This is a genomic window from Rhodococcus sp. BL-253-APC-6A1W, assembly GCF_012843405.1.
GTDB lineage: Bacteria > Actinomycetota > Actinomycetes > Mycobacteriales > Mycobacteriaceae > Rhodococcus.
Genome location: NZ_JABAFB010000001.1, coordinates 221,501 through 246,949 on the forward strand (window position 1 = coordinate 221,501; position 25,449 = coordinate 246,949).

Annotated in this window: 25 protein-coding genes and 1 riboswitch; of the genes, 17 read left to right on the forward strand and 8 right to left on the reverse strand. The window is 68.1% G+C overall.

Annotated elements, in window-relative coordinates:
• Positions 1 to 266 precede the first annotated feature (266 nt).
• Positions 267 to 1,556, forward strand: coding sequence for an adenylosuccinate synthase (locus HF877_RS00890; protein ID WP_169619125.1), 1,290 nt, complete (start codon positions 267 to 269; stop codon positions 1,554 to 1,556).
• Positions 1,557 to 1,670: 114 nt separating this feature from the next.
• On the opposite strand, the gene HF877_RS00895 is transcribed toward HF877_RS00890, so the two are convergent.
• Both HF877_RS00895 and HF877_RS00900 read right to left on the reverse strand, forming a co-directional pair.
• Entirely contained in the window at positions 1,671 to 2,294 is a 624-nt protein-coding gene (locus HF877_RS00895) for an RES domain-containing protein (protein ID WP_169619127.1), read from the reverse strand.
• Positions 2,291 to 2,809: a hypothetical protein gene (locus HF877_RS00900; RefSeq protein ID WP_169619129.1), complete on the reverse strand. Its 519-nt coding sequence runs from the start codon at positions 2,807 to 2,809 to the stop codon at positions 2,291 to 2,293. The genes HF877_RS00895 and HF877_RS00900 overlap by 4 nt, the downstream gene beginning before the upstream one ends.
• Positions 2,810 to 2,986: 177 nt before the next feature.
• Here HF877_RS00900 and HF877_RS00905 point away from each other — a divergent pair, with 177 nt between their 5' ends.
• The gene (locus HF877_RS00905; protein ID WP_169619130.1) at positions 2,987 to 4,435 is read left to right on the forward strand and encodes a PLP-dependent aminotransferase family protein; all 1,449 of its coding nucleotides are present in this window, start codon (positions 2,987 to 2,989) and stop codon (positions 4,433 to 4,435) included.
• A 64-nt stretch (positions 4,436 to 4,499) separates the two neighbouring features.
• Here the strand turns inward: HF877_RS00905 and HF877_RS00910 are convergent, their stop codons facing one another.
• Together HF877_RS00910 and HF877_RS00915 are read right to left on the reverse strand one after the other, a co-directional pair.
• On the reverse strand, positions 4,500 to 5,597 hold the full coding sequence (locus tag HF877_RS00910) for a CaiB/BaiF CoA-transferase family protein (protein WP_169619132.1): 1,098 nt from the start codon (positions 5,595 to 5,597) through the stop codon (positions 4,500 to 4,502).
• Positions 5,598 to 5,691: 94 nt separating this feature from the next.
• A complete protein-coding gene (locus HF877_RS00915) occupies positions 5,692 to 6,075 on the reverse strand; it encodes a nuclear transport factor 2 family protein (RefSeq protein WP_169619134.1) in 384 nt (127 codons plus the stop codon).
• A gap of 113 nt (positions 6,076 to 6,188) precedes the next feature.
• On the opposite strand from HF877_RS00915, the gene HF877_RS00920 reads away from it, so the two are divergent.
• Positions 6,189 to 6,563 carry a VOC family protein gene (locus HF877_RS00920; protein ID WP_169619136.1) on the forward strand — a complete coding sequence of 125 codons (375 nt, stop codon included), beginning with the start codon at positions 6,189 to 6,191 and terminating at the stop codon, positions 6,561 to 6,563.
• Positions 6,564 to 6,597: 34 nt separating this feature from the next.
• Here HF877_RS00920 and HF877_RS00925 read toward each other — a convergent pair whose 3' ends face one another.
• Both HF877_RS00925 and HF877_RS00930 read right to left on the reverse strand, forming a co-directional pair.
• Positions 6,598 to 7,029: a hypothetical protein gene (locus tag HF877_RS00925; RefSeq protein WP_169619138.1), complete on the reverse strand. Its 432-nt coding sequence runs from the start codon at positions 7,027 to 7,029 to the stop codon at positions 6,598 to 6,600.
• 21 nt (positions 7,030 to 7,050) lie between these two features.
• On the reverse strand, positions 7,051 to 9,819 hold the full coding sequence (locus HF877_RS00930) for a vitamin B12-dependent ribonucleotide reductase (RefSeq protein WP_169619140.1): 2,769 nt from the start codon (positions 9,817 to 9,819) through the stop codon (positions 7,051 to 7,053).
• Between the two features lie 45 nt (positions 9,820 to 9,864).
• On the opposite strand from HF877_RS00930, the gene purT reads away from it, so the two are divergent.
• The 7 genes from purT (at position 9,865) to HF877_RS00965 (ending at position 15,995) form a co-directional block, all read left to right on the forward strand.
• On the forward strand, positions 9,865 to 11,070 hold the full coding sequence (purT, locus tag HF877_RS00935; protein WP_169619142.1) for a formate-dependent phosphoribosylglycinamide formyltransferase: 1,206 nt from the start codon (positions 9,865 to 9,867) through the stop codon (positions 11,068 to 11,070).
• A complete protein-coding gene (locus HF877_RS00940; RefSeq protein ID WP_169619144.1) occupies positions 11,067 to 11,549 on the forward strand; it encodes a DUF456 domain-containing protein in 483 nt (160 codons plus the stop codon). The genes purT and HF877_RS00940 overlap by 4 nt, the downstream gene beginning before the upstream one ends.
• A gap of 164 nt (positions 11,550 to 11,713) precedes the next feature.
• Positions 11,714 to 12,544 (forward strand): TauD/TfdA family dioxygenase, encoded by an 831-nt coding sequence (locus tag HF877_RS00945; RefSeq protein ID WP_240951852.1) that lies wholly within the window; start codon positions 11,714 to 11,716, stop codon positions 12,542 to 12,544.
• Positions 12,545 to 12,552: 8 nt separating this feature from the next.
• Positions 12,553 to 13,389, forward strand: coding sequence for an ABC transporter ATP-binding protein (locus tag HF877_RS00950; protein WP_169619148.1), 837 nt, complete (start codon positions 12,553 to 12,555; stop codon positions 13,387 to 13,389).
• Complete coding sequence (locus HF877_RS00955; protein ID WP_346765029.1) at positions 13,386 to 14,156, forward strand: ABC transporter permease subunit; 771 nt, start codon at positions 13,386 to 13,388, stop codon at positions 14,154 to 14,156. The genes HF877_RS00950 and HF877_RS00955 overlap by 4 nt, the downstream gene beginning before the upstream one ends.
• The gene (locus HF877_RS00960) at positions 14,153 to 14,899 is read left to right on the forward strand and encodes an ABC transporter permease subunit (protein ID WP_169619150.1); all 747 of its coding nucleotides are present in this window, start codon (positions 14,153 to 14,155) and stop codon (positions 14,897 to 14,899) included. Before HF877_RS00955 ends, HF877_RS00960 begins: the two co-directional genes overlap by 4 nt.
• Positions 14,900 to 14,939: 40 nt before the next feature.
• Complete coding sequence (locus tag HF877_RS00965) at positions 14,940 to 15,995, forward strand: ABC transporter substrate-binding protein (RefSeq protein WP_169619152.1); 1,056 nt, start codon at positions 14,940 to 14,942, stop codon at positions 15,993 to 15,995.
• A gap of 42 nt (positions 15,996 to 16,037) precedes the next feature.
• On the opposite strand, the gene HF877_RS00970 is transcribed toward HF877_RS00965, so the two are convergent.
• Positions 16,038 to 17,114 (reverse strand): alkene reductase, encoded by a 1,077-nt coding sequence (locus HF877_RS00970; protein WP_169619154.1) that lies wholly within the window; start codon positions 17,112 to 17,114, stop codon positions 16,038 to 16,040.
• Positions 17,115 to 17,302: 188 nt separating this feature from the next.
• Entirely contained in the window at positions 17,303 to 18,700 is a 1,398-nt protein-coding gene (locus HF877_RS00975; protein WP_169619156.1) for an FAD-dependent oxidoreductase, read from the reverse strand.
• Between the two features lie 290 nt (positions 18,701 to 18,990).
• On the opposite strand from HF877_RS00975, the gene HF877_RS00980 reads away from it, so the two are divergent.
• From HF877_RS00980 to cobU, 7 genes are all read left to right on the forward strand, one after another.
• Positions 18,991 to 19,425 carry a hypothetical protein gene (locus HF877_RS00980; RefSeq protein ID WP_169619157.1) on the forward strand — a complete coding sequence of 145 codons (435 nt, stop codon included), beginning with the start codon at positions 18,991 to 18,993 and terminating at the stop codon, positions 19,423 to 19,425.
• A 48-nt stretch (positions 19,426 to 19,473) separates the two neighbouring features.
• The gene (locus HF877_RS00985; RefSeq protein WP_169619159.1) at positions 19,474 to 19,884 is read left to right on the forward strand and encodes a rhodanese-like domain-containing protein; all 411 of its coding nucleotides are present in this window, start codon (positions 19,474 to 19,476) and stop codon (positions 19,882 to 19,884) included.
• Positions 19,881 to 21,104, forward strand: a complete 1,224-nt coding sequence (locus HF877_RS00990; RefSeq protein WP_169619162.1) for an O-succinylhomoserine sulfhydrylase — start codon at positions 19,881 to 19,883, stop codon at positions 21,102 to 21,104. The genes HF877_RS00985 and HF877_RS00990 overlap by 4 nt, the downstream gene beginning before the upstream one ends.
• A gap of 28 nt (positions 21,105 to 21,132) precedes the next feature.
• Positions 21,133 to 21,283, forward strand: a riboswitch (cobalamin riboswitch).
• An 87-nt stretch (positions 21,284 to 21,370) separates the two neighbouring features.
• On the forward strand, positions 21,371 to 22,264 hold the full coding sequence (locus HF877_RS00995) for an ABC transporter substrate-binding protein (RefSeq protein WP_169619164.1): 894 nt from the start codon (positions 21,371 to 21,373) through the stop codon (positions 22,262 to 22,264).
• Positions 22,265 to 22,326: 62 nt separating this feature from the next.
• The gene (locus HF877_RS01000; protein ID WP_240951912.1) at positions 22,327 to 23,286 is read left to right on the forward strand and encodes an iron ABC transporter permease; all 960 of its coding nucleotides are present in this window, start codon (positions 22,327 to 22,329) and stop codon (positions 23,284 to 23,286) included.
• Positions 23,286 to 24,098, forward strand: a complete 813-nt coding sequence (locus tag HF877_RS01005) for an ABC transporter ATP-binding protein (protein WP_169619166.1) — start codon at positions 23,286 to 23,288, stop codon at positions 24,096 to 24,098. The genes HF877_RS01000 and HF877_RS01005 overlap by 1 nt, the downstream gene beginning before the upstream one ends.
• The gene (cobU, locus tag HF877_RS01010) at positions 24,098 to 25,435 is read left to right on the forward strand and encodes a bifunctional adenosylcobinamide kinase/adenosylcobinamide-phosphate guanylyltransferase (RefSeq protein ID WP_169619593.1); all 1,338 of its coding nucleotides are present in this window, start codon (positions 24,098 to 24,100) and stop codon (positions 25,433 to 25,435) included. Before HF877_RS01005 ends, cobU begins: the two co-directional genes overlap by 1 nt.
• Positions 25,436 to 25,449: the final 14 nt, after the last annotated feature.

Below are 25,449 nucleotides of genomic sequence, written 5' to 3' on the forward strand. Positions count from 1 at the left end.
GGTCAACAGAACTCCTCGCGAATGTCGGGTTCGTACGGTTGCAGGCTTCGGTTCACTCTAATCGGAAGGCGCCGGGCGGGGGTGGGACGCGCGGCGGTGCCGCGAGTCCTCCTGCAGCTGCCACCCGGATCGTGCCGATACCGGTGCCGGAGCCGGAGGCCGTGGCAGGGTGGACTACACTGTGGTCCCGGCTGCTGTCCGGTTCCAGGGCAGGACCCTGCAGGCGAGACCGCCCGCACGTAACACCTGTCTGAGGAGAGCGCGACATGCCGGCAATCGTCCTGATCGGAGCCCAATGGGGCGACGAGGGCAAGGGCAAAGCTACGGACCTGTTCGGTGGACGTCTGCAGTGGGTCGTGCGCTACCAGGGCGGAAACAACGCCGGGCACACCGTGGTGCTGCCCAACGGCGACAAGTTCGCTCTGCACCTGATCCCCTCGGGCATCCTGACCCCGGGCGTCACCAACGTCATCGGCAACGGTGTCGTCGTGGATCCGGGCGTGCTGCTCACCGAACTCGCCGGCCTCGAAGAGCGCGACGTCGATACGTCCCGCCTGCTGCTCTCGGCCGACGCGCACCTGATCATGCCGTACCACGTGGCGATCGATAAAGTCACCGAGCGCTTCCTCGGCAAGAGCAAGATCGGCACCACCGGCCGCGGAATCGGCCCCTGCTACCAGGACAAACTGGCCCGCGTCGGCGTGCGCGTCGCCGATGTTCTCGACGAGAAGATCTTCACTCAGAAGGTCGAGGCGGCGCTCGAGTTCAAGAACCAGGTGCTCGTCAAGATCTACAACCGCAAGGCGCTCGATCCCGAGCAGGTCGTCGAAGAAGTCCTCACCCAGGCCGAGGGATTCAAGCACCGCATCACCGACACCCGCCTCGAGCTCAACAAGGCACTCGACCGCGGTGAGACGGTTCTGCTCGAGGGCTCGCAGGGCACGTTGCTCGACGTGGACCACGGCACCTATCCGTACGTGACGTCGTCCAACCCCACCGCGGGTGGCGCGGCAGTCGGATCGGGCATCGGACCGACGAAGATCACGACGGTGCTCGGCATCCTCAAGGCGTACACCACGCGTGTCGGTTCGGGCCCGTTCCCGACCGAACTGTTCGACCACCACGGTGAGTACCTGGCGAAGAAGGGCGGCGAGGTGGGTGTGACCACCGGTCGCGCGCGCCGCACCGGGTGGTTCGACGCCGTGATCGCCCGTTACGCCACCCGCGTGAACGGCATCACCGACTACTTCCTCACCAAGCTCGACGTGCTGTCCGGGCTCGACACCGTGCCGATCTGCGTCGGCTACGACGTCGACGGGGTCCGTGTCGACGAGATGCCGATGACGCAGACCGACGTCCACCACGCCAAGCCGATCTACGAAGAGATGCCCGGATGGTGGGAGGACATCTCCCACGCCCGTACCTTCGAAGAGCTTCCGAAGAACGCTCAGGATTACGTGCTGCGTCTCGAAGAGCTTTCCGGAGCGTTCATCTCGTGCATCGGTGTCGGTCCCGGCCGCGACGAGACGATCGTGCGCCGCGACGTCATTCGCTGACACAGGCCGCGCCGCACTGAAACCGGTTGCGCGGCTGAGCCTCGACGGTCCCTCGGCGGACGTGCGGCTCGCAAGCGTCGGTGTGCAGCGGCCACCATGTGGTGCGGAACAGGATCAGGTCGTCGGTGGCGCGACGATGCGCACCGACCGCGGCGGGCTGGCAACCGTGAAGTCGTACCGTCGCGCAGCGGCCACGAACGGGTCGGGACTCGGATCGGTCGGCCAGTCGGCCTCTCCCGCGTTCCAGAACAGGCTGACCGCGTTGGGGTTCGGCCCGGTGGTGAACCGGGTTTGATACTGCAGCCCGGCGAAGGTGGTGGCGGCGAACTTCGCCGCCCACTCCTGAGGCACCGCGTATGGGGTCATGGTGACAAGTTCCGTGGTTGAACCGAAGTCCGCCGCCGTGTCCGCGCAGGTGTCGGCGAGCCGATGGTTGTGTGGCACGGTCAGGGTGGAGAGCTGGCGTTCGGCGGCGAATTCGTCGCTGATGATCCCGGTTGCCGCCAGCGCCTGGCCGACGGTCTCCCGGATCGCGGTGAGCTCGTCGTACGCGAGGTAGCAGGTACCGCGTGGCGGGGTCAGATCGAAGCGGCCGCCGCCGTCGGAGGAGAACCACCAAGGGCCGTTCCCGGCGCGGTGCCCACGGTGCAGCGGCTGCCCCACGGTGAGTTCGCAGGCGGGGAAGTTGCGCAGCGGCCGGGTCGGCGGCCCCAGAGCGACAGTGTCACGACTGCTCACGCGGCCCACCGCTGCGCGTCGGCGCGGGCCAGCTCCAGTGCCGCGTCCAGGGGATGACCGTCGACGATCCAGTCGGCTGCAGTGCGGTCATCGAGCTCGGGCTGGGGGCTGCGAAGCCAGACTGCGCAGGTCCACGGGTCGGCAGCGTCGCGCAGGGTCCTCCACAGAGTGAGCAGGTGTGGGTGCACCGTTCCTGTGTCGGTGAACTGCCAGGTGGGGTAGACCCACCCGCCGCCGTCGAGTTGGCAGGCGATCACACTGCCCGTGGCTACAGCCTTGTTGACGGCTTGGCGGCTCACACCCCACCACTGTGTCAGCCCCGCGGTGTCGTAAAACGGGCCGATGAGCTGGTCGTAGACGTGGGGAAGTGCTGCAGTCATCGCGCGAGCGATCGACTTGACGTCTGCAAAGGCAGCGGGGGAGACGTGGGCTTCGCGTGCGCGGTCGAAAGTGTCCTGGACGCGGCGGGTGAGCTCGTCCATGAGCTCACGTTGTTGCTCGGCGAGGGTAACCATGCGAAAGCCTCCTGGTCGTCAACCGTGTCAACCCCAGCGTCATCTTCTGCGTCAACCGTGTCAACGAACGGAAGATGGGTGTTCTCATTCCACCCCAGTCGCTGAGGTTCGTCTCCTGCGGGCCTGCCTCACCGACTGGCCTGACTCGATCGGTCCACTTTCGGCGATACTGGACCGGTGATCACGCGTGCGATAGGGGCCGGTTCGCTTGTCCGGGATCTGGGCAACTGGCAGGACGCCGGGGACCGCAGGCCGGCATACCGTGCGCTGGCCGACGGCATCCGCCTCCTCGTGCACGACGGTCGGGTACCGCTCGGGGTGGCGCTGCCCAGCGAACGCGAACTCGCGTCGGCCCTGTCGCTGAGCCGCACCACTGTCACCGCCGCGTACACCGCGCTGCGCGATGCGGGGTACCTCCGCAGTCGGCAGGGAGCGCGCAGCACGGTGGCGATGCCTGCCGAACGAACCACGGTCCCGGCGTCGGTGCCGGTGCTCGGTGAGGCGATCGACCTCCGCAACGCGTCGCTCGCGGCCCCGGCGGCCGCCATCGAAGCGGCGTACAGCGCGGCACTGGGATCGATGTCCGCGTATCTGGGCTCCCACGGCATGGAACCCGTGGGCGTCATGGCGCTCCGTGACGTGATCGCACGCCGGTACCGGGATCGTGGGCTGCCCACCACGCCCGATCAGATCATGGTGACTTCCGGTGCGCAGCACGCGATGCGATTGCTGCTCGGCGTTCTCACCGACCCCGGCGACCGGGTGATCGTCGACCACCCCACCTATCCGAATGCGCTCGAAGCGATCCGTCGTCACGGCACCCGTCCGGTGCCGGTCCCGGTGCGACCGGAAGACGGACCCGCCGGCGGCTGGGATCTCGACGGACTTGCCGGTGCCGCCCGCCAGACCGGCGCGCGCACCGCGTTCCTGGTGCCGGACTTCCACAATCCGACCGGGCTGTGTCTCGACGCGGACGGGCGAGCAGAACTGACCCGCATCATGCGTGACGCGCGGGTGACGCTCGTCGTGGACGAGACGATGGTGGACTTGTGGCTGGACGCCTCGCCACCGCCGCCCGTCGCCGCGACCTCGTTCGGAGGGCAGGTCGTCACCGTCGGGTCGACCGGCAAGTCGTTGTGGGGCGGGCTGCGAGTGGGGTGGATCCGTGCCGACCGGGACCTGATCGTGCGTCTCACCGGAGCGCGTATGGCAGTGGACCTCGGCACGCCGGTCATGGAACAACTTGCCGCCGCGCACCTGCTGTCGGACGTCGAGGATCTGCTCGATGCCCGCCGCCGCGTGTTGCGGGAGCGCCGCGCCGCACTCGTCGCTGCGCTCGCGGACCGGTTACCGGCGTGGAGATACACCCTCGGGCAGGGCGGCATGTCGTTGTGGGCGAGGATGCCCGAACCGGTCTCGACAGCCCTCGCCGCGACAGGACCGAGCCACGGGGTGCTCCTCGCCGCCGGTCCCAGATTCGGAGTGCAGGGTGCGTTCGAACGATTCGTGCGGCTGCCCTACACCCAGCAGCCTGACACCCTGCGGCGTGGAATCGCCTCGGTCGCCGCGGCCTACAGCGCCGTCACCGCGGGATCGCCCATAGACGAGACCAGGATCGTCGTCTGAGAGACCACGAAAGCCGCTGCCCCGCCGGAAGATCCGTCGGGGCAGCGGTCGAGCTCTGAAAGAGTCAGACCCAGAGCGTGTCGATATCGGTCGCCTCGCCGGCCGGCGCTGCGGGCTCACCCGACGGCGTACGCGAGAAGCGCGGGGCGGGCGCGTGCTGGACGACACCGTCGACCTCGATCAGCGATCCCCGTGCGGCGAGATGCGCGTTCTGCGGCGCCTCCGCGAAAGTGAGGACCGGCGTCACGCACGCATCGGTACCGAGGAACACCTCGGACCACTCGTCGCGGGTCCTGCTGAGGAACTTCTCCGCGAACACCTTCTTCATCTCCGGCCACGAGGACTTGTCGAGCTGATGCGGCAGATCGGCCGGATCGAGTTCGAGACCCTTCAGCAGGAGCGCGTAGAACTGCGGTTCGATCGCACCGACGGCCATGTACTTGCCGTCCGAGGTCTCGTACACCTCGTAGAAGTGTGCACCGGTGTCGAGCATGTTCACACCGCGCTCGTCGGACCACAGGCCGTTGCCGCGGAACGACCACATCATGTGCGACAGGGCGAGGGCACCGTCGACCATCGCCGTGTCGACGACCTGGCCGCGACCGGATGTCTGACGTTCGACCAGCGCCGCGAGAATGCCGAAAACGAGGAACATCGAACCGCCGCCGAAGTCGCCGACCATGTTGAGCGGCGGGACGGGCCGCTCGCCCTCGCGGCCGATCGCGTGGAGCACACCGGTCAGCGAGATGTAGTTGATGTCGTGGCCGGCGGCGTTGGCGAGAGGACCGTCCTGTCCCCAGCCGGTCATGCGGCCGTACACGATCCGGGGATTGCGCTCGAGCACCACGTCCGGTCCGAGGCCGAGACGTTCGGTGACGCCCGGACGGAAGCCCTCGATCAGCACGTCGGCGCGCTCGAGCAGTGCAAGCACCTTCTCGATGTCCGCCGGGTCCTTGAGGTTCGCCTCGACGACGCGACGGTTGCGCTGGATCGGGTCGCGGTGGCCCGCGGGCGGGATCTCGCCGGGACGCTGCACGATGACGACGTCCGCGCCGAGGTCGGCGAGCAGGGTTGCCGCATGCGGTCCGGGGCCGAGTCCCTTGAACTCCACGACGCGGATACCCGCGAGCGGGCCCTTCTTCTCAACAGCTTCAGCGGACACTCGTCGAACCTCACTCCGATGCGTAGGAACTCTCCGACCGGGACAGTACCTTAGCGATCGCTCGGGAATATGAGCGTGGTCACGGTGCTGCGGCTCACGCTTGGTACAGGTCGGCCTCGGTCAGTCCGGTCGCCTCGAATGCGTCCGCGAGACTGTTGTGCCGCACCACCATCACGACTTTGTCGTCGACCACCCGGAAGGCGATCGCCTCGTCGAGCGGCGCGCCCGTGGCTTCCGCACCCCACGTCGACCGTTCTTCGACGACCACGATGCCCTCGTGGACGAACATCCGTCCGGGCTCGAGAGTGACGCCGGAGTTCGTTGCCCATTCGCGCAGTTCGTCGAGGCCCTGATCGGCGTCGTCGTCGTCGGTGGGAAGGACGATGTCGTCGCTCGACAACTCGAGGAGCGTGTCGATGTCGTTGCTGTTGACGGCCTCGTGCCAGGCCAGAACGGTAGCGATCTCGGAGGTGCTCATGATCGAAGCCTAGCGTTCCGGCCCGGAGGTCGGCATCGTTCCCCGGCCCGACCCGGGAGGCGAATCCGCCGAATCGGCCGCCCGGACGGGAGGTGCCGGGCACAGTGGAAGACATGCTGATCACAGGACAACTTGTGAGCTTCGTACCGAGCACGGACCTCGACGTCTCGGAGATGTTCTACGTCGACACCCTGGAATTCAGGAAGCTCGGTCGCGATGCGTTCGTGCTGGTGATCGACGGGGGCGGCGGAGCGCCCGTGCGGATCACGCTCGTGCAGTCGCGGGAGGAGACGGGCTACGCCGCGCTGGGCTGGCGGGTACCCGACCTCGATGCCACCGTCGACCGACTCCGAGACAAGGGCGTCGACTTCACGCGCTACAACAGGATGGATCAAGACGAGCACGATGCGTGGACCGCGCCGGACGGCGTACGGGTCGCCTGGTTCCGTGATCCGCACGGAAACGTGCTCTCGCTCATGCAGTCCTGACCGGCGCGCGCCCGGTCCGCTCGGCGCCCGGGGCTCACCCGGCGAGGAAAGCACCCCGTACGAATCCGGCGAGCAGCACCGTGAATCCGCCGATCTCGCCGACGATCAGGGCGACCATCGCCGCTCCCGTGCCGCGCACCGGATCGGCGAACTGGTTGGTGGTGTCGCGCAGCGCGCCGTGCCAGATGTAACTGCCGATCGCGCCGACGAAAAACGTCACGACGACCGCGGCGGCGACCAGGTTCACCGCTGTCGCCCACGCGCTGAGTTCCACGAACACGGCGAGGAGAAGAGTCGCGAACGCGTAGAGCAACGCGGAGCGATGCGCGATGTCGACGTAGGGGTGCGCAAGGTGGTTCTCGGACGTCGCCATCTGCCGGTACTTCCACACCCCCAAGCTCAGCGCAGCCAGAAAGATCAGTCCCGCCGCAAGCAGCGTCAGTTCGGTGTCGACCCCCAGAGTCATCGCGTCAGTATGGGGCAGCCGTCAACTGCAACCGCTGGTGCTCCCGCACGACGGGCAGGCGTGGCACGATCCGGCACGTTGCATCCGCACTCCGCATTGCATGCAGTACGGCGCATCCGGATTCCCCGGAGAGGGTGCAGTGAGGCCGCCGGGTGCCGGAGGAGTGTCGGGAGTATCCGTCGTGATCGCGGCCGTCGTGGCCGCTGTGGTTGTGCCCGTGTACGACGTGAGGGTCGGGGTGTCCGGGACGGTGCGCTCCGCGCTCGTCAGGATCCCGAGTTCGGTGCGTTCGTCGAGATCGAGGTAGTCCACCGCGAGCCGCCGGAAGATGTAATCGAGGATCGACGTGGCGATCCGCAGGTCGGGATCGTCCGTGATCCCGGCCGGCTCGAAGCGGGTGCTCGTGAACGCCCGCACGAACGTGCGCAGCGGAACCCCGTACTGCAGGCCGTAACTGACCGACATCGAGAACGCGTCCATGATTCCGGCGAGAGTGGAGCCCTGCTTCGACACCCGCAGGAACATCTCGCCGGGTCTGCCGTCGCCGTACTCGCCCACGGTGACGAACCCCTTGCAATCGGCCACGCGGAATTCGAACGTGCGCGAACGCCGGGTGCGCGGCATCCGTTCCCGGCGAGGCGCCGGGAGCGGCGTGGCGGCCCCGTCACGGCGCCCCGACCGGGAGGTCGCCGACAGCGGCTGACCGAGTTTGCAGTTGTCGCGGTAGATCGCGAGCGCCTTGAGGCCGAGCCGCCACGCGTCGACGTACAGGTCGGAGATGTCTTCCACCGTCGCGGATTCCGGAAGATTGACCGTCTTCGAAATCGCCCCCGACAGGAACGGTTGTACCGCCGCCATCATCCCGACATGGCCGCGCGGCGCGATCACGTTGTCGCCCATGGACGTCGCGAACACCGGCCGGTGTTCGTCACGCACGTGCGGCGCGCCCTCCAGGGTGTGCTCGAGATCGAGATAGGCCACGATGTCCGCGACCCGCGCCGGATCGTATCCGAGGCGTGACAGTGCCCGCGGCACAGTGCGATTGACGATGGAGAGCGACCCTCCACCGACGAGCTTCTTCGTTTTGACGAGCGCGAGATCCGGTTCGATTCCGGTGGTGTCGCAATCCATCGCCAAGCCGATCGTGCCGGTCGGGGCGAGCACCGACACCTGGCTGTTGCGCACACCGTGTGCGGCGCCGTCGGCCACCGCACGGTCCCACGACTCGCGGGCCGCGGTGAGAACCTCCGGTGCCGCGAGGTCGGCGTCGATGTCGTCGAGCGCGCCACGGTGTTTGGCGAGCACCCCGAGCATCGGCTCGCGATTCTCGGCGAAACCGTCGAACGGTCCGAGGCGCTGCGCGAGCTGCGCGGAGACCTCGTACGCGGCTCCCGTCATCAGCGCGGTGACGGATGCGGCCCACGCACGGCCCGCATCGCTGTCGTAGGGGATACCCGAGGCCATCAGCAGCGCACCGAGGTTCGCGTATCCGAGCCCCAGTTGCCGGAAGCGCCGTGACGTCTCCCCGATCCTGTCGGTGGGGTAGTCGGCGCGGCCCACGAGGATCTCCTGCGCGGTGAGCATCACCGCGACGGCGTGCCGGAATCCGTCGACGTCGAACACACCGTCCTCGCGAAGGAAGGTCAGCAGATTGAGGCTCGCGAGGTTGCAGGCCGAATCGTCGAGGTGCATGTACTCCGAGCACGGGTTCGAGGCATTGATCCGGCCCGTCGCCGGCGCGGTGTGCCAGGCGTTGATGGTCGAGTCGTACTGCATCCCCGGGTCGGCGCATTCCCAGGTCGCGGCGGCGATGCGTTGCAGGAGGTCGCGGGCGCGGACGGTCCGCACCACCTCGCCGGTGCGGACCGCACGCAGCGGCCACTCGGCGTCGTCCACCACGGCGCGCATGAACTCGTCGGTCACCCGCACAGAGTTGTTGGCGTTCTGATACTGGACCGAATAGGTGTCGGCGCCGTCGAGACTCATGTCGAACCCCGCCTCGGCGAGGACCCGTGCCTTGCGCTCCTCGATCGCCTTGCAGTCGATGAATTCCTCGATATCGGGATGGCTCACGTCGAGGATCACCATCTTCGCGGCTCGGCGGGTTTTTCCGCCCGACCTGATGGTGCCCGCGGAGGCGTCGGCGCCGCGCATGAAGCTCACCGGTCCCGACGCCCTGCCTCCGCCGGTGAGAGGTTCGGCGGACGACCGGATGTGCGACAGATTCACCCCCGCGCCCGACCCGCCCTTGAAGATCAGCGCTTCCTGCCGGTACCACTCCAGAATCGAATCGATGCTGTCGTCGACCGAGAGGATGAAACACGCGCTCGCCTGCTGCGGTTTGTCCGGCACACCGATGTTGAACCACACGGGGCTGTTGAACGACGCCCGCTGGTGGAGCAACAGGAAGGTCAGTTCGGCCGCGAACGCCTCCGGATCGTCGAGGTGCCCGTCGGCCCTACCCCACGCCGTGACGGTGTCGACGATCCGGGCCACGACGTCGCGCAAGGAGTGTTCACGCTGGTCGGTGCCGATCTGTCCCCGGAAATACTTCTGCGTGACGATGTCGGTGGCGTTCTGCGACCAGAAAGCCGGAAACTCGACTCCGGTCTGCTCGAACACCACCTTGCCGGTGCCGTGGTGGACGATGCGCGCGTCGCGGCGCTGCCAGTCCACTTCGTCGGCCGGATCGACGCCGGCCCGCGTGAAGAACCGGGTATCGGCGCGCGCGTCGGTGGGAGAGCCGGCAGGCGACTGCCGGGCGCTGCTGTGAGGCACTGCACTGCACATCGCTTTCCTCCAGGGACGGCGATCGATGCCACATATAGTCCCACCATGGTCTCACCGCGTCTCGGTACTCCGCTGTCTCCGACTGCCACCCGTGTACTTCTGCTCGGCTCCGGCGAACTCGGCAAGGAGGTGATCATCGCCCTGCAGCGACTCGGCGTGGAGGTCATCGCCGTCGATCGCTACTCCAACGCCCCAGGTCATCAGGTTGCGCATCGTGCTCATACCGTCGACATGGGAGACCCCGACGCGCTCCTGGCGATCATCGAGGCAGAGCGTCCACATCTGGTCGTGCCGGAGATCGAAGCCATCGCCACCGACGCGCTGGCCGTGGTCGAAGAACGCGGGCTCGCCGAGGTCATCCCCACCGCCCGCGCCACGCAGCTCACCATGAACCGCGAGGGGATTCGCCGCCTCGCGGCCGAGGATCTGGGTCTGCCCACCTCTCCCTACCGGTTCGCGCAGTCGCTCGACGAGGTCCGCGCCGCCGCCGAGCAGGTCGGTTTTCCGTGCGTCGTCAAACCCGTGATGTCCTCGTCGGGGAAGGGCCAGTCGACGGTGCGTTCCGCCGCCGACCTGTCCGCCGCGTGGGATCACGCACTGGCCGGGGGCCGCATCAACCACGGCACCGTCATCGTGGAGGGCTTCGTCGACTTCGATTACGAGATCACTCAGCTCACCGTGCGCGCCATCGGCGAGTCGGGCGAGGTCGAGACGTACTTCTGCGATCCGATCGGGCATCTGCAGCAAGACGGTGACTACGTCGAATCCTGGCAGCCGCAACCGATGAGCCCCACCGCGCTCGCCCGCGCCCGGGAGGTCGCCGGTGCGGTCACGGGTGCGCTCGGTGGTCGCGGCGTGTTCGGCGTGGAACTGTTCGTCAAGGGTGATGACGTGTACTTTTCCGAGGTCAGCCCGCGCCCGCACGACACGGGCCTGGTCACCCTGCGCACCCAGCGCTACTCGGAATTCGAGCTACACGCACGCGCGATCCTCGGGTTGCCGGTCGACACGGCCATGATCACCCCCGGCGCATCCGCCGTGATCTACGGAGGGGTCGACGCCCCCGGGATCGCCTTCGACGGTGTGGCCGACGCTCTGCGCGTCCCCGAAACCGACCTGCGCCTGTTCGGCAAGCCCGAGTCGTACCGTCGCCGCCGGATGGGTGTGGCCGTGTCGACCGCGACGGACGTCGCGACCGCCCGTGCCCGCGCGACCGATGCCGCGTCACGCGTGCACCCGATCGCACTGTGAGCACCGGCGCGGAGGTCCTCGTCGGCCTCGTCATCTGTGTCGGGCTGCTCGGTATCGTGCTCCCGATCCTGCCGGGCACGCTGCTCATCTTCGGAGCGATCGCGGTGTGGTCGGTGGTCACCGGGGGCGCGGTGGCATGGACGGTGTTCGCAATCGCCGCACTGGCCCTCGTGGTCACCGCGATCGTGAAATACACCTGGCCCGGAAAGCGACTCCAGCAGGCGGGTGTGCCGAACCGGTCGCTGATCATCGGTGGTCTGGTCGGGATCGTCGGGTTCTTCGTCGTGCCCGTGATCGGCCTCGTGCTCGGATTCCTTCTCGGCATGTACGTCTCGGAGATCCAGCGCCATCGCACACATGCGGGAGCGTGGCGGTCCACGGTGGCCGCTACCAAGGCGGCGGGCCTGTCGATCCTGGTGGAACTGTTCGGCGCCCTGATCGCAGCCGGCGCGTGGCTCGGTGCGGTGGTGTTCTGGTAGCTCCGGTCGACCGGCCGGCAGCGCCGTCGTTGTTTACCCGCCCGATCCGAATGGTTACGCCGTTGAAATGCGCAGCGGCCTAACGTCGTCCCCAACGATCGGTTCAGCGTCGAACCACCGGCCGTCACTCGCTGCCACCCGGAGGTGGGATGTTCACGTCACGATTGACAGAAGCCAGTGTGGTTCCCGAGCGGATAGACACCCCGCAGGAGGCACGCGCAGCCATCTCCTCCCGCGGTGCCGCGGTTGCCCGCGGACTGCACACCGAGGAAGATGCCCTGGCTTTTGCGGCGGAAGTGCTGGGAGACAAGTGCATCCGGCTCGGTCGGCAGTTCGAGGCGAGTATGCGCAACCATCAGCGGGAAGCTGCCGTCGTCGACGCTCAGCCCGTCGACGAGCGAGGACGAAAGCGCTCGTTCGGAAAACCGGGCGAACGGATGACCGCACACAACGACGGATTCGCGTTCGGGGACTACGCGCCGGACCACCTGTTCCTGTGGTGCAAGCGGCCCGCCGAATCCGGCGGTGACTCGTTCCTCGTCGACGCGTGGAAGCTCACCGAACTACTCGCCGCCGATCCCGCGACCGCCGACCTCGCGGAGTTCTGCCGGACCGTCGACATCGATCATTCGGAACCTAACTTCGCGCAGAGTACGTACGCGCCTATCGTGCGGGTCGTGCCCAGCGGGCGCGTACAGGCGCGGTACCACCCCTACCTGGCGCCGGTCCCGGGCTCGACTCGTCCCGCCGACGCCGACATGCTCGCGCGCTGGAACGACACGGTGCTGCATGTGCGGGACACCGGGCCGATGTTCCAGGCGGAAGCCGGCGAGATGATCTGTGTCGACAACTACCGGTTGCTCCACGGCCGCGACGGATACACCGATCCGGCGCGCGAGCTGTACTCGATCTGGGGGTGGACGACCGATGCGGTCGCCGTGCCCGTGCAGCAACTCGACATCGTCGAGCCGGACCTCGCCGGACTGACCGGCTGAGCCGCGCGATGAATACCGTCCTGTCCCGGGGAGCGCCCGCCGCAGGGGCCGCGACCGGACCCGCCGGCGAGGAGCACGTTCCGGCCATCGACATGAAGGGTGTCGCGAAGGCGTATCCGCTCGGCCGCCGACGCGGCGAACTGACCGCCGTCGACTCGTTCGATCTGACCGTCGCTCGTGGCGAGTTCGTCGCGCTTCTCGGCCCGTCCGGTTGTGGCAAGTCCACCGTGCTGCGCCTGCTCGCGGGCCTCGAGGAACCCACGGCGGGAACGGTCCGCATCGAGGGAGGCGGACCCGCCGACCTGGTGGCCTCGCGCCGGCTCGGCGTCGCGTTCCAGGAACACGCCCTGATGCCGTGGTCGGATGTGTGGCACAACATCGCGCTGCCCTTCCGCATCGCCGGGCGGACGGTCGACTCCGGTCGCGTCGAAGAACTCGTCGAACTCGTGGGGTTGTCGGGCTTCGAGAAAGCACGACCGCGACAACTGTCCGGTGGCATGCGGCAGCGTGTGGCCATCGCGCGGGCGCTCGCACTCGAACCGGACGTTCTGCTGCTCGACGAACCCTTCGGCGCGCTCGATGCGGTGACCCGCCGGCGCATGAACTTCGAACTCGCCCGGATCTGGGGCGACGCGGGGTCGACGACCGTGCTGGTGACACACGACGTCGACGAGGCTGTGCTGCTCGCGGACCGGATCGTCGTGCTCACCGGCCGGCCGGGCCGGGTACGGCACATCGAGAACGTGGCGCTGCCCCGGCCGCGATCGGCGGAGATCACCCGCGACCCGAGATTCCACAGCATCGTCGACCGGCTCACCGGCTTGCTCGACGGGCCCGCGACGTGACCGCGGTTCTTCCGCGACCCGTCACCATCCCGCCGTTCGCGTCGAACATTCTCGGCGCCGCCCTGTTGCTCGCGATGTTCGAGGTCGTCGGCAGGGCGCAGGTGTTCGGGAAGAACTGGCCCCCGCTGACGGAGGTCGTCACGTACGTCGCCGGCAACGACGCCGTGCAGGCCACCTTGACACGGGCATTCGGTGCGACCGCCACCTCGGCGCTGTGGGGATTCGTGCTGGGCACCGTCGTGGGCGGAGCGCTCGCATGCGTCACCGTCGTGGCCCGATGGACCGCACCGGGACTCGACCGGCTGGCGACGATCGTGCACGCGATACCTCTCATCGCGATCGCGCCGCTGCTGGTGACCACGGTCGGGCGCACGACCGCTCCGACCGTCGTCGCAGCGATGGGCGCGGGTTTCGCCGTCTTCGTTGCCACGTCGGCGGGGCTGGCGTCGGCACCGGCGGCGCAGTCCGACGTGCACACGGCGCTCGGATCGTCGCGTTGGTCGCGTCTTCGTTTCCTGCAACTCCCGCACACGGTGCCGCTCGTCACGGACGCGGCGGGCCTCGCGGTGACTTCGGCCGTCCTCGGGGCTGTTCTCGGGGAGTGGTTCGGCGCCCCGAAGGGGCTCGGTGTGCTGCTGGTCAGCGCGATGAACAACTATCAGATCCCGCTGCTGTGGTCCGCCGCCGCCGGATGCGTGGTGCTGTCCCTGACGGCGTACCTGCTGGTCCGTGTACTCGCCGTACCCGTGCATCGGAGATTCTCATGACTGTCGTGCGCGGCGCCGTCACGCGGTACTGGGTGCTGCTCGCGCTGCTCGGCGGGTGGTGGGCGGTGGTCGCCCTCAACGACTTCAACCAGATCGTCATGCCGTACCCCCAGGATGTTCTCGTCGCGATCGTCCGCGAGCGACACGAGTACGTGACCGCGCTCGTTCCGACCCTCGCGCTGTCGCTGGGCGGACTGGCCGCGGGCTTGACGGCCGGCGGCGTGTGCGCGGTGCTCGTATGGTCCTCCCGGATCGTCGCGGGAGTGCTGACCCCGATGGCGTTGCTGCTCAACTCCGTTCCCGTCGTGGCGATGATCCCGGTGCTCGCGCGGGTGCTCGGGTACGGGCAGACCACGGTGTTCGTGGTCACCGCCATCATCTGTTTCCTGCCCGCGTTCGTTTTCGTCGGCGCCCGGCTCGCCGCCCCGCCTGCGTCACTCGGAGACGTCTACACGGTGCTCGGGGCGGGCAGGGGAGTGCGGCTGAGGAGACTTCTGCTGCCCCATGCCCTGCCCGGGTTCCTCGTCGCTCTGCGGGTCAGCGCCCCCACCGCGGTCCTGGCCGTCCTGCTCGGCCAGTACCTCATGGGCGCCGGGGGCCTCGGAAAGATGTTCTCCACCTCGATCACCTACAGCCAGAACCAGCAGGCCTGGGGTGTGGCGGTGGTCGCGACCGCTGTGTCCACCGGCCTTTTCTTCGCGGCACGTGCGGTCGCGGATCGTGCCGCCGCGCGCTTGACCTGACCACCCACTGCTTTCTCACCGATCATCACCAGGAGGCTCCATGCCCGCACGCCCCTTCACCGGTCCGAGCCTGAGCCGGCGCACTTTTCTGCGGGGAACCGCGGCCGGGGCTCTGGGAATCGCCGCGGCCGGCACTCTCGCTGCGTGTGGTTCCGGCGAATCCGGTGCGGAGTCCGACACGCTCCGGGTCGCTTTCGGCTGGATCCTCAACACCGAGTTCGGTGGGTACTACGTCGCCGAGGACAAAGGTTATTACGCCGAGGAAGGACTCACCGTCGAATTCCAGGGCGGTGGCCCGAACGCCCCCACGCCGATGCAGGCGGTCGCCGCGGGATCGGCGGACATCGGTATCGCGGCCGGCGCGCCCGACCTGTACACCGCGATCGGGCAGGGCAACGATTTCGTGGCGCTCGGCGCCCAGTTCCAGGTCTCACCCGCCGGACTGCTGTCGTTGTCGGCACGACCGATCCGCACCCCGCGCGAACTCGCGAGCGCGCGCATCCTCGGCCAGGAAGGCATGCAGACCACCCTCGACGCGGTGCTCGTCGGCGCGGGTCTCGACCCGGCGTACGACTTCACTCCGGTCGGCTTCGACCCGAGCCCGCTCGTCGAGGGCCAGGGCGACTGCTACACCTGCTTCGTCACCAACCAGCCGATCACGCTCGAACAGCAATACGGCTTGCGACGAGGCGACGGCTACGAGGTGGTCACGTTCGCCGATCTCGGTTCGGCGCAATACGCCGATGTCGTGTTCGTGGACCGCACCGCCCTTGCGGAGAATCGCGACAGGCTGGTGCGGTTCATGCGTGCCACGATGCGCGGCTGGGACGACTACCTTGCCGACCCGCACGCCGCAGCGGCATTGGCGGTGGACAAGTACGGCGTCGACCTCGGACTGGAGATGGCGCAGCAGACCCGGCAGGCGGAACTCCAGGTTCCCCTGATCGAAAGCCCGAGCGGCCTGTTCGCGATGGACGTCACCGCCATGGAGGGACCCATGTGGCAGGCGCTGGCATCGGGCGGGTACGAGAACCTGCCCGCGCCGGCCTCCTTCGTCGACCTCGGTGTGCTGGCGGAGGCACGTTCGCCTCGGTGAGACGTAGTGTGCCTCCGCCGGAAGGTCACGACGACGCCGGGGTCACACCTCTTGCAGGCGAGGGTAATCCGTATATCCCTCGGCGCCTGGTCCGTAGAACAGTTCCGGGCGCAAGTCGTTCTCGCGGTGTTCGCCCCGCCACCGTTCGACGAGATCGGGGTTGGCGAGCACCGCGCGACCGACGGCCACCGCGTCGGCATGGGCTTCTTCGATGAGGCGAACGGCTTCCTCACGCGTGGTCGGGGACGCGAAGCCGCTGTTGGCGATCACCTTCCCACCGAAGCGTGCACGCAGTTCCTGCACCAGCTCACCGGCAGGTTCCTGGTGCAGGACCGACAGATACGCCAGGCCGACGGGACGCAACCGGTCGACGAGGGCGCCGTAGACAGCGCGCACATCTTCGCGGTCGGTCTCGAGCGCGTCCTGGATGTTGTGTTCGGGGGAGATACGCAGTCCGACCCGGCCCGCACCGACGGCGTCCGCCACGGCCGTGACCGCCTCGACGACGAGACGGATCCGGTTCTCCACCGAGCCGCCGTACTCGTCGGTGCGCCGGTTCGAGGCCGGCGACAGGAACTCGTGCAGCAGGTAGCCGTTGGCACTGTGGATCTCCACACCGTCCAGCCCCGCGTCGATCGAGCGCCGGGCTGCGGCGACGATGTCGGCGACAGCAGCGGCCACCTCGTCGGTCGTGAGCGCGTGCGGTACCGGGTACGGCTGCTTGCCCTTGGCGGTGTGCACCTCACCGTCGATCGCGACGGCGCTCGGGGCGACGACGCGCCGTCCGCCGTTCACATCCGGGTGGGTCACTCGTCCGCCGTGCATCAACTGCAGCACGATGCGGCCGCCGCGTCCGTGTACGGCGTCCGCGACCCGGCGCCAGCCCTCGGCCTGCTCGTCGGTGGCGATTCCCGGCTGTCCGACGAACGCCTGCGACTCGAAGTTGACGTAGGTTCCCTCGGCGATGATCAGGCCGACGCCGGCCCGCTGCCGATAGTGCTCGGCGATCAGGTCGCCGGGAATCCCGTCCGGTCCGCCGCGCAGGCGGGTCAGGGGAGCCATGACGATGCGGTTGCCGAGTTGGAGGTCGCCGAGTGTGACTGGTGTGAACAGATCCATTCGTGGCGCAACAGGATCTCCGGGGCCGGGATTCCCGATGTGGTGCCCGCTATGAAAAGTGTCACCGCGGGACCCGAGGTCCCCTCGGTGTCGTCCCGTCGCTCCGTGTGCGCATCCCCGCAGGACAGCGCAGAGACGGCTCCGCCCGGGGGACGCGAGGCGTCCACCGGGCGGAGATGGGCCGGTGATCAGGCCTTGTGCGGCTCCGACGCGCGGAACATGTCCTCGCGTTCGACGACCTTGACGCGCTCACGGCCTTCGGCTTCGCCGAGGCTGCGCTCGTGCGCATCGAGCCGGTACCAGCCCTGCCACGTGGTGTACGGCAGCTGCTTGCCTTCGAGGAACTGCACGACGGCATCCTCGGACGGCTCCTCGGGAGAGTTCAGGCGGCCCGCCGAGCGATCCTCGAGCAGGTTCGCGACCGTCTCGTTCGCGTCGCCCTTCGTGTGGCCGATCAGGCCGACGGGGCCGCGCTTGATCCAGCCGGTGACGTAGGTGTGCGGCATGAACCGCTCCGGGCCCTCGACGGACTCGTCGCCGAGGACGCGACCGGCTTCGTTGGGCACGGTGCCCGCCTGCTCGTCGAACGGCAGCTGAGCGATGTTCTGCGACAGGTAACCGACGGCGCGGTAGACGGCCTGGACGTCCCAATCGCGGTACTTGCCGGTCCCGCGAACGTTGCCGGTGCCGTCGAGTTCGGTGCGCTCGGTACGCAGGCCCACGACCTTGCCGTCCTCCCCGAGGATCTCGTGCGGAGACTCGAAGAAGTGGAGGAACAACTTGTGCGGACGGTTGCCCACGTCGCGGATCGCCCAGTCCTGCAGCGTGTTGGCGACCATGTCGACCTGCTTGGACGCGCGGCGCGCCTGCTCGGAGCCCTGGTCGTAGTCGATGTCCTCCGGGTCCACGATCACTTCGATGGTCGGGGAGTGATCGAGTTCGCGCAGTTCGAGGGGCGTGAACTTGGCCTGGGCCGGACCGCGACGCCCGAAGACGTGCACCTCGACGGCCTTGTTGTTCTTGAGGCCCTCGTAGACGTTCGGCGGGATCTCGGTCGGCAGCAGTTCGTCGCCCGTCTTGGCGAGCACACGCGCAACGTCGAGCGCGACGTTTCCGACGCCGAGGACGGCGACCTTCTCGGCCTCGAGCGGCCACTCGCGCGGCACGTCCGGGTGGCCGTCGTACCAGGACACGAAGTCGGCGGCGCCGTAACTGCCGTCGAGGTCGATGCCGGGGATGTCCAGCGCGCGGTCGGCGTTGGCACCGGTCGAGAAGATCACCGCGTCGTAGAAGCGGTTCAGGTCGTCGAGCGTGAAGTCGGTCCCGTAGTCGAGGTTGCCGAGAAGCCGGATGTTCGGCTTGTCGAGCACCTTGTGCAGGGCCGTGACGATGCCCTTGATGCGCGGGTGGTCCGGCGCGACTCCGTAGCGGATCAGACCGAACGGTGCAGGCATCCGTTCGAACAGGTCGATGCTGACTCCCGGATCCTGCGCGGTGTCGGACTTCATGAGCGCATCGGCGGCGTAGATACCGGCGGGACCGGCACCGACGATCGCGACGCGAAGGGGACGAGTCTGATCGGTCATCAGGGGATCAACTACCTCTTCGGTGAGCGGACGGACATACCCAGCTTAAATTAAGGCTGCCCTCAGCGGGCGGGGCGCAGGGCGCGGGGAAGGACGGTGTGAGAAGAATGAGAGAACCGTCGAGAGAATCGCTTCAGCGACAACACATGTGGGCACTCATGCGACACAGGTCGACGGCGAGGCGTCGAACGAGCTGAGTAGTGGCCACGTCACAATTCCTACCTCGAGAGGGTTTATTCGGCAAATGCGCCGTGACCGGCTCCGACCTGGTCGGGGATAGGATCGCCCATATGGCACAGCGTCAAGCACCCGATCCCGATCCCTCGGCCGACGAACCCGCCAGCGGTACACCCTGGCCGTTCATGGGGGCACTGCTGGTTGTCGTGCTGCTCATTCTGGCCGTGATGGGTGCGCAACTGCTCTCGCCCGCGCAGGACGAGCTGAGCGTGGACGAACGGATCGATCGCACGGTGGCGGACTACGTCAGGGCTCACAACGAGAACGACCGGGACATTCTCGCGCGTCTGCGCTGTGAAGAGCTGCCGGAGGCGGAGGCGCCGCTCTCCGACGTCGAGGGCACTGTGGAGTTGCAGGCGACCCAGGACGTCGCCGTGGAAGGTGACCGCGCGACGGTCGACGTCCGCGCGACCGTCGACGGTGAGTCCCGGATCGAGACCTGGCAGGTCGTCCAGGTCGACTCGGTGTGGCGGGTCTGCGAGTTCTGACAGCCTCCCGCTTGCGCGCCACGCCGTGACCTGTGAAAACATGTCGTGGTGAGCTACGCAGGTGATATAACGCCGCAGGAAGCTTGGGAGCTCCTGCGGGAAAACCCGGATGCCGTGCTCGTCGATGTTCGTACCGACGCCGAGTGGAAGTACGTCGGGGTCCCCGAGACCTCGCCCATCGGCCGCCGAACCGTCTTCGTCGAATGGGTTCGCTATCCCGACGGTGCCCCGAACCGAACGTTCGTGGACGACCTGGCGAAAGCCGGCGTCTCCGGCGGTCCGGTGATATTCCTGTGTCGCTCGGGGCAACGCTCGATAGGTGCCGCCGAGGCGGCTACCGCGGCGGGCGTGACCCCCGCGTACAACATCCTCGACGGATTCGAGGGAGCGCTCGACGCCGACGGGCATCGCGGAGCTCAGGGCTGGCGGGCAGTGGGCCTGCCGTGGAGGCAATCGTGAGCTCCATCCCCAAGGGCGGCGCATTCGAGCGCCGGCTTCCCGACAACGTGCGTCCTGCCACGCTGGGCGTGCGGGGTGGCACCCTGCGTTCGGGGTTCGAGGAGACGTCCGAGGCGCTCTACCTCAACTCCGGATTCGTGTACGAATCGGCGGAGGCCGCCGAAGCGGCGTTCACCGGCGAGGTCGACCACTTCGTGTACTCGCGGTACGGCAATCCGACCGTGAAGATGTTCGAGGAGCGGCTACGACTGCTCGACGGTGCCGAAGGCGCCTACGCCACGGCGTCGGGCATGTCCGCCGTCTTCACCGCACTCGCGGCTCTTCTGGGCAAGGGGGATCGGCTCGTCGCCGCCCGCAGCCTTTTCGGATCCTGCTTCGTCGTGTGCAACGAGATCCTGCCCCGATGGGGTGTGGAGACGGTGTTCGTCGACGGCGAAGACCTCGATCAATGGGAACAGGCATTGTCCGTCCCCACGACCGCGGTGTTCTTCGAGACTCCCTCGAACCCGATGCAGACCCTCGTCGACGTGCGGGCCGTCTCCGAGATGGCGCACGCTGCCGGGGCAAAAGTGGTGCTGGACAACGTATTCGCCACTCCTCTCCTGCAACGCAGCATCGATCTCGGTGCCGACATCGTGGTCTACTCGGGCACCAAGCACATCGACGGCCAGGGCAGAGTGCTCGGCGGTGCCATCCTCGGACCCGCGGACTACATCGACGGACCCGTGCAGAAGCTCATTCGTCACACCGGTCCGGCGCTGAGCCCGTTCAATGCGTGGACGCTGCTCAAAGGCCTGGAAACGATGCCGGTCCGGGTGCGCGCCGCGGTCGATTCGGCGCTGCGCCTGGGCCAGTTCCTCGAGACGCAGGACAAGGTGCGCTGGGTCAAGTACCCGTACCTGGAGTCGCATCCGCAGCACGACCTCGCGCGGTCGCAGATGAGTGGCGGTGGCACGATCCTCACGTTCGAGCTCGACGCTCCCGAGGGCGAAGGCAAGAAGCGCGCGTTCGAGCTGCTCAACAAGCTGCGCATCGTGGACATCTCGAACAACCTCGGCGATTCCAAGTCCCTCATCACCCACCCCGCGACCACCACCCACCGGGCGATGGGCCCGGAGGGGCGCGCCGCGATCGGCCTGTCCGACGGGGTCGTGCGCCTCTCGGTGGGACTCGAAGACCCCGAGGATCTGCTCGAAGACCTCGAGCAGGCGCTCTCCTGACCCGAGAGCACTCTTCCGGCCCGGAAACGCTGTGGGTTACGCTGCGGGTGCTCTGCCAGTCGGGCAGGGCACCCGCAGCGTTACGGTGAAGCCGGTGAAAATCCGGCGCTGTCCCCGCAACTGTGAACTCCGGCGATCGTGCCGGGGAAGCCAGGTCAGCCGGCGCAGCGGGCACGTACTGGTCCTCGGACGAAGGACGGTCTCGTGCCGCAACTGACGATGTTGCAGCCGTACTGTTTTCGTCCTCCGAGTTACGGAGGATGGCTGTGCCCCTCGTATCCCACCGGCTGCTCGCTGCCGGAATCACCGCGTGCGCTCTGCTGGCCACGGCGTGCGGCGCCGACGACGCCGCCAACCATGACAACCACGACACCGCCGGAGCCGGAAGTCCCCAGGCGATCGTGTCCCTGAGTCCCGTCAGTACCGAAATGCTGTACGCCGTCGGCGCCGGCGACCAGGTGATCGCCGTCGACGACCAATCCGACCATCCGGCCGGCGTACCGGTCACCGATCTGTCCGGGTACACCCCGAACGTCGAGGCGATCCTCGGTTACGAACCCGATCTGGTGGTCGCCAACGCGGACACCGCGGATCTCGTCGCCGGACTCGAGCAGGCCGGCGTCGAGACCCTGATTCTGCCCGCGGCGCTCACCCTCGACGACACCTACGCCCAGCTCGAGCAGGTCGGTGCGGCCACCGGGCACGTCGCAGACGCGGCCGAACTGGTCGCGCAGATGAGGAGCGAGGTCGACGAGATCCTCGCCGGACTGCCCGAACGTCAAGTCCCGCTTCGCTATTACCACGAACTCGACAACACCTACTACTCCGTCACGGACGACACCTACATCGGCGAGATCTTTTCCATGCTCGGTCTCACCTCGATCGCGACCGGCGGCAACGGGTATCCGCAACTGTCGGCCGAGTTCATCCTCGAAGAGAACCCCGACATCGTCTTCCTCGCCGACGGCCAGTGCTGCGGCGTCACGCCCGAGAATGTGGCGGAGCGAGCAGGATGGGGCGAGCTCACGGCGGTCCGTGACGGGCACGTCTACGTCCTCGACGAGGACATCGCCAGCCGCTGGGGGCCGCGCGTCGTGGACTTGATGCGGGATGTCGCCCGGATCGTCACCGGGATCCCAGCGGCCCAGCCCGCGTCTTGATCACGACCCCGCGTCGTCGCGCCCTCGTGCTGGGTGGCGCGGCGGTCGTTCTCCTCGCCGCCATGCTGGTGAGCATCCTCGTCGGTCCGGCGGGACTCACGCCACAGGCGGTCCTTCTCGACATCGCCGACCGGTTGCCGTTCGTCGACGTCGATTCCGGGCTCTCGACGCGGCAACAGGCGATCCTCTGGAACATCCGCATGCCGCGCGTGGTGCTGGGGGTTCTCGTCGGAGCCATGCTCGCCGTCGCCGGAGCGGCGTACCAGGGCGTCTTCCGCAATCCCCTGGCCGACCCCTACCTGCTCGGGGTGTCGAGCGGGGCGGGCCTCGGCGCGACACTCGCGATCGTGGTCGGAGGCGCCGCAGGGTTTGCCGGGGTTCCGATCGCAGCGTTCGCCGGCGGCCTGCTGGCGGTCGGTGCGACGTATGCCCTCGGCCGCTCGGTCGGCGGGGTGCGTTCCGAAGTCGTCATCATCCTCGCGGGCGTGGCGGTCGCCGCGTTCGCGAATGCCATCCAGACGTTCTTCATGCAACTGCACGACGACACCTTGCGTCAGGTGTACTCCTGGATGCTCGGGCGGTTGTCCACCGACGGGTGGTCCGATGTCGTCGTGGTCCTGCCGTACGTGGTGGTCGCGGTCGCCGTCATCGCGCTGCACCGGCGCACCCTCGACGTCATGGCGGTCGGCGACGTCGAGGCCGCCAGCCTCGGGATCCATCCGGCTCGTGTCCGGCTGTTGCTGGTCTGCGTCGCGACACTCGGCACCGCCGCCGTGGTGTCGGCGAGCGGACTGATCGGGTTCGTCGGCATCGTGGTGCCGCACGCGGTCCGGTTGCTCGTCGGCCCCGGTCACCGCATGCTGCTGCCGTTGTCATTGATGGTCGGGGCGACGTTCCTCGTCCTCGCCGATGTGCTCGCCCGCAGCGTCATGTCGCCGTCGGAACTGCCCATCGGCGTGGTCACCGCCGCGATCGGTGCGCCGTTCTTCCTCGTCGTACTCAGACGAAGCCGAGGTGCATGATGCCCGCCGATCTCGAATCGCTCGCGTCCACCGCCGTCACGTGCCGCGGTGTCGGGGCTGCACGCGGCGGCGTGGACGTGCTCCACGACGTCGATCTCACCGTGGCGACCGGCGCGTGGGTGTCGCTCGTCGGACCCAACGGGTCCGGTAAGACCACGTTGTTGCACGTTCTCGCGGGACTCGTTCCCTCGACGGGGCACGTGCGGGTGGCGTCCGTGACGCCCGGCCGGGGCGGCCGGCGCGCAACGGCGCGCGCGGTCGCGCTGATGCCCCAGCGCCCCGTGGTTCCCGAGGGTGTCACCGTCGTAGAACTCGTCCGGCTCGGCCGCACACCGCACATCGCACGGTTCGGCTCGGAAACGGGACACGACCGCGCGGTGGTGGACCGGGTCATCGAGCGCCTCGAACTCGAGCCGTTCACACGCCGATTCGCGACGGATCTGTCCGGGGGTGAACTCCAGCGCGTGGTCCTCGCTCGCGCACTGGCACAGGAACCACAGGTGCTGCTGCTCGACGAACCCACCAGCGCGCTCGACATCGGGCACCAACAGCAGGTACTCGAACTCGTGGACTCCATGCGCACCGAAGGCGAGCTGACGGTGATCGCCGCCATGCACGATCTGACCTCGGCGGCGCAGTACGGTGACAGGCTCGTCCTTCTCGACCGCGGCCGGGTCGTCGCCGACGGGCCGCCCGCCGAGGTGCTCACGGTCGACCGGATCGGCCAGGTCTACGGGGCGCGGGTCGAGGTCCTCGACCGTCCGGCCGGCCGCGCCGTTCTCCCGCTTCGTGATCCGTGGAAGGACGCATGATGGACGTACTGCTGCTGGGCACCGGTGCCGCGGACGGCTGGCCGAATCCTTTCTGTGCCTGCGAGTCCTGCACGGATGCCGCACGCCGCGGTGAGATCCGCGGCCAAACGGCCGCGCTCATCGACGACGTGCTCATGCTCGACTGCGGACCCGAAGCTCCCCGCGCCGCAGTACGTTTCGGCAGGACCTTGGCGGGTGTGCGTCACATCCTGCTCACCCACGCGCACACCGACCACCTCGGGCCGCAGGCACTGTTGTTCCGCTCGTGGGTCGATGCGGGTCACGTGCTCGAGGTCGTGGGACCGGCGGACGCGGTCGACACGTGCCGGCAGTGGGCGGGCCCGGACGATCCGGTGCGCTTCGTACCGGTCCGGGCGGGCGACGCGCTCACCGTCGGCGGGTATGCGGTGCGGGTTCTTCCCGCACGACATCACGTGTTCCGCGACGGTGATGCGGTGCTCTACGACGTCACCGGTCCGGACGGTTCCCGCATCCTGTGGGCGTGCGACACCGGCCCGCTCCCGGACGGCTGGTTCGACGCGGTGCGCGGTGCGCGGTTCGATGCCGTCTTCCTCGAAGAAACATTCGGTGACCGATCGGAGTTGGGGCAAGGGCACCACGGACTGCCCGAATTCCGGGACACCGTCGCGGCTCTGCGCAGGTGCGATGCCGTGACCGACGCGACGGACGTGGTGGCGGTGCACCTCGGCCACCACAACCCGCCGATCACCGCCCTGCGCAAGCGGTTGCGGGAGTATGGGGCCAGGCCCGGTATCGACGGCGAGGAGGTGCGCGTGGGGGACGCCACCGCGCCGCCGCACCGGACCCTGGTGCTCGGGGGCGTGCGCTCCGGAAAGTCACGGCACGCGGAAGAACTGTTCGCTTCGCACGCCGCCGTCACCTACGTCGCGACCGGCGGGACCCGCGCAGGCGACGAGGAATGGGCGCAACGGGTTGCCCTGCATCGCGAGCGGCGGCCCGAATCGTGGTCGACGGTGGAGACATCCGATGTGAGCGGCGTGCTGCGCGCGGCTACCGATCCGCTGTTGGTCGACTGCCTCGGCACCTGGCTCACCGCACGAATGGATCTGCACGACGTATGGAACGGCGGCGACATGGGGGCGGTCGACGCCGACATCGCCGAACTCCTCGACGCGTGGCGGCGATGCCGGGTGCCGGTGGTCGCCGTGAGCAACGAGGTGGGCAGTGGTGTGGTCCCGGCCAGTGCCTCGGGACGGCTGTTCCGCGACACTCTCGGGCGTCTCAATGCCGCGGTGGCGGCAGTCTCGGACAGTGTCACGCTCGTCGTGGCCGGGATACCGCTGACGTTGCGCTGATCCCCGCGACCGGG